The following is a 4,148-nucleotide window of genomic DNA, read 5'->3' as shown; positions in this document are numbered from 1 at the left end:
GAGCGAACAGCTGACCAAGGACCGCTTGGAGCTGATTGCCAAGGAAAGCACGGAAAATGACGCGCGGCTCGCCGAAATTGAGCCGCGCTTGCGATCGGCCCAACAGCGGCTTGATCACGCGGTGATCTTGGCGCCTGAGAGTGGGTATGTTTACGGGCTGTCGGTCTTCGGGCCGGGCGCGACTCTCACGCCCGGACAGACCGCACTCGAGATTGTGCCGAAGGACGATCCACTTGTCGTCGGCGTCGAGATTGATCCCACGGCGATCAACCGTGTGCGGCCGGGGCAGAGCGCCAGCATTCATTTCCTGCCTTATCGGCAGAACTACACAAAGCCGATTGGCGGGACGCTCGAGAAGGTGTCGGCCGACCGCTTCGAGGACAAGACATCAGGCCGGGTCTTCTATCGTGGGGTCATCAAGGTAAACGCAGATGACATCGCCCACAGCAAAGTGGAGATGACCCCCGGCATGCCGGCACAGGTGACGATTGAAACAGGCAAGCGCACCATCCTTGAATATTTCCTGGATCCTGTGCTTAGAATTTACGACTTCGCTCTCAAGGAAGAATAGGAGACATCGATGGCAACGGGGCGTACAGGGACTACGGCTGACCAGCAGCGCGGCGACGCGGGTGCCAGCCGTCCGGTCAACCTTGAGGGCGACAGCCCCGAGATCGTGGCGTTCGCGCTATTGCGCTATCTCGCCCAGCTGGAGCAGGGGCGCGCCCATCAGACAGGTGTGGTCTTCGACCGCGAGTGGCTCCTTGAAGCCTATGCCGATTGCCTTGCAACGGTGAAGGGCGAGCGAATTTCGCATGCTGGCTCCGAACAGCCCATTTCAAGCGGCAAGTCGCGTGGATACAGGCGCTAAGCTGAGTTTGGCACTCACAGGAGACACTCACCGAGATGTAAGTGTCTCCTGGATCAACCGCTCGTGGGCGGGCCAGGTGACAGTCTTGAAGTCATAGCCCTTGACAATGGTTTGGCGAGCGGCAAGCGCCAGTTTCTGCCGCCGGCCGGGATCCTGCGCCAGCGCAGCAACCGCATGGGCAAGCGCCTGTGCATCGAAGAAATCCGCCAGAACACCGTTCTCGCCATCCTGAATGACCTCTCGAACGGGATCGGTCGCCGATCCGACAATGGCACAACCCGTTGCCATTGCCTCGAGCAGCGACCAGGACAGCACAAATGGATAGGTGAGATAGACGTGGACCGTCGACAGGCGGAACAGGTTGATCAACTTGCCGTAGGGCAGGGTGCCCAGGAAGTGGATTCGGCTGTGATCGAGGGACAATCCAACCTCCTCTAACAGCAACTGTTGCCACGTCCCGCCTCCGCTCGGTTTGCGTCCGTAGCTCGGTTTCTCCTTACCGACGATGGCAAAGTGCGCGTCGGGCAGGAGAGCCTGCAGCGTGGGCAGGGCTCTCATGAAGCTATGGAACCCGCGATAGGGCTCCATGGAGCGGGCAACATAGGTGATTAGCGTCTGACCCGGCACGAGGGTCTCGCCCGAAGGCAGAGACAGCGGCCGTGCCTGACCCGGACGGGCGACATCCGTATCGATGCCCTCGTGCAGTACCGTGATGCGATCACGCAGGGGAACCGGGAAGGTCTCCGCCTGCCAGTGGGTGGGTGACACGAGGCGATCAGACAATGCGGCTGCCTGCAGCATCGGCAGGTTCCGCAACGTGACGTAGTGAAAGTCGATCGACGGCGCCTGAAACTCCGCGTCGAAGTCGAGATCGCTATCCTGCCCGCGATAGTAGTACTCGAGGTAGGATACGATCTTGGTGTTCGGGAACACGTCCTTGATAAAGAGGGCTTCGCCCCAAGCTGGATGGACGAAGCACAGATCCGGTTCAAAGCCCCGCTGCTTGAGATCGACAAGGCGCCAGCGGACGGTATCCCCGCGGCGAACTTGCTCGGAGAAGAACGTCAGCGGCGGAAACAGGTCGGCACTATAATCGGGACCCGAACTGTAGGCTTCATACTCAATGGGTCCGAAATCCGAGTCCGGCGGTGCCTTCTGACCGATCGCCACAACTTTGTAGCCCTCTCGGCGACCGATCTCGGTGGCAAGGCGCTTGTACTGTCCCGGAAAGTTCTGGTGCAGAAACAGGACATTGCAGGTCATCAGCCGCTCGTTGCTCCAAGGTGGCGTCGGTTCGTGCGTTGTCTATAGGATAGCTGGCGCTGGCCGTCATGGGCTGAATGCCACTATTGGCTCGTGAATCTCACAAATGGGACAACCTGTTCCTTGTATTGCCACGACGGCCATCTATGCCAGAAATGCAAGCACACGTGGCGTTAACCTGTCCGATGGGAGATACCACCCCGCAACTCTACGGGCTGAGACGCGAAGTTCCTGGTCGGCCGATAAGGACCGAGTTGGATTCATAATCCGTCGTTTCATCAGCCTCGCTCGACCGGACGCGAGGGTCGAAAGGTCGCTTGGCCAGTCGTTCGCCGTAGATGTAAGGGAACTTAGCCCTCAATGAGTCGACCTATGATCTATGCAGCGCCCTTCGTTCTTTTCGTCTTCGGTCTCATGCTTCTCGCCAGCCTGTTYATGATGGGCGGTGACACAGAAGGGGACTTCGATCTCAAGAAACAGTGGCAGATCCACAAGCAACACAAGGCCTATAAGCGTCAGCAAGACGAAGTGTGGAAGCGACAGCAGGCTGCTATGGAGAAGCGGAACGAGGCTAAAAAGTCTGCCAAGACTTAGCGCCAACCCGACAGTCAAACCCGCTGTACCCCAGAAAGGCCTCGACCTCTCCCTTTGGGCAGTATGAGAACCTCAGAGCCCTGAAGCTTGCTGTAACCGAGGGCGGCAGACAGCCGAAGCTCACGATCGAAGCCCCCAAGAGCATCTGTGCCAGTGGCCGGGACTATTGCATTTTGTTGTCTGACAGTGACTCGCCTAGGCGAACTTCGGCCGCGAACGGATAGGCTATACAACAAGCCATGGGCCTATGGCGGTAACCTGCTTCTATAGTTAGTGGGCTCAATTAATAGTTAGATTAAGCTTGGCTATCAGGAGCCTATCAATTAGGTTCAGCCACGTTTAACCCTATGGCTATGGCATGTCCGCCGATATCTCAGCTCCGACTCTTCTCTCGTTATCCTTCCCTTCAGTCATAGACCTATCCAGCGGAGTTGTAGAACTCACGTTCAGCGTTTCCGCCACTGACAGCGGATCGGGGATTAGCCAAGTTCATCTGGAGCTAGATCGGTGGCTCGAAAGCCAGACGGCAGCGAGCCCGCTCGTCATCCTGCCCGACGCCGACGGCTCCTGGAGCGATGGAGAATCATCCATCACCCTTCGGCCAGGCGAAAACTCGGCAGGAACATACAACATCAAATATGTTCAACTGACTGATTATGCCGGAAACTCCGTCCGGTACGATGCGAGCCAACTCGCCGCGATGAATCTTCCGACAGTGTTTACCATCGAGGGGGACGTTCCCGACACAACCCCGCCCGTCCTGACATCGCTTTCGTTCGCGTCGAGCGTCAATATTTCCAGCGGAGCAGGTCAGATTGCGTTCACGGCCACGGCCACAGACAACAAGTCGGGGGTCAACCTCGTTACGGTCGAGTTGGATCGGTGGCATGAGAGCCCCTATGGCGCAACGTCATCCGTCAACATGTCCAACTACTTTGACTCCTGGGCTGACGGACAATCCTCGACGAGTGTTCAACTGGGGAGTTATTCGAGCGGAACGTACAACATCCGAAATGTCTACGTACACGACAATGCGGGCAACTACGCGCGGTACACTGGGAACCAGCTTGCCGCGCTGGGGTATCAGACTTCCTTCACAGTTGAGGGAGGGCCCATCGACACTTCTCCTCCGGTTCTCACCTCTTTGGCGTTCCCATCGGTAGTGGATGTTACAACCGGATCGGGCCAAAGCACGTTTACTGCTACCGGATTCGATGACCTTGCCGGGATCGAATGGGTGAACCTCGAACTGGACCGCCTCTATGTGGGTCCCTACGGACCGACTAGGACGGTCAATCTGACCAACTTCCAGGATTCTTGGTCAGACGGGACCTCGTCTATCACAGCCGACTTCTCAAAATCACTCGGTGAGTATTCAATCAAATTCCTCTACATTTACGATAAGCTCGGAGCCTACGTC

Annotated in this window: 5 protein-coding genes; 4 read left to right on the top strand and 1 reads right to left on the bottom strand. The window is 57.5% G+C overall.

Going from position 1 to position 4,148, the window contains the following annotated elements; translation table 11 throughout:
• Both ACXJKO_RS30140 and ACXJKO_RS30135 read left to right on the top strand, forming a co-directional pair.
• Positions 1-571: HlyD family efflux transporter periplasmic adaptor subunit (locus ACXJKO_RS30140; RefSeq protein ID WP_457094700.1), on the top strand; the 571-nt coding region annotated here is incomplete at its 5' end.
• 9 nt (positions 572-580) lie between these two features.
• Positions 581-871: a hypothetical protein gene (locus ACXJKO_RS30135; protein WP_457094699.1), complete on the top strand. Its 291-nt coding sequence runs from the start codon at positions 581-583 to the stop codon at positions 869-871.
• Between the two features lie 27 nt (positions 872-898).
• Here the strand turns inward: ACXJKO_RS30135 and ACXJKO_RS30130 are convergent, their stop codons facing one another.
• A complete protein-coding gene (locus ACXJKO_RS30130; RefSeq protein ID WP_457094698.1) occupies positions 899-2,134 on the bottom strand; it encodes a glycosyltransferase in 1,236 nt (411 codons plus the stop codon).
• 372 nt (positions 2,135-2,506) lie between these two features.
• Here ACXJKO_RS30130 and ACXJKO_RS30125 point away from each other — a divergent pair, with 372 nt between their 5' ends.
• Both ACXJKO_RS30125 and ACXJKO_RS30120 read left to right on the top strand, forming a co-directional pair.
• A complete protein-coding gene (locus ACXJKO_RS30125; RefSeq protein ID WP_457094697.1) occupies positions 2,507-2,728 on the top strand; it encodes a hypothetical protein in 222 nt (73 codons plus the stop codon).
• 358 nt (positions 2,729-3,086) lie between these two features.
• Positions 3,087-4,148: hypothetical protein (locus ACXJKO_RS30120; RefSeq protein WP_457094696.1), on the top strand; the 1,062-nt coding region annotated here is incomplete at its 3' end.

The organism is Microvirga sp. P5_D2 (genome assembly GCF_054049475.1).
This window is presented reverse-complemented; position numbering and strand designations above follow the sequence as displayed.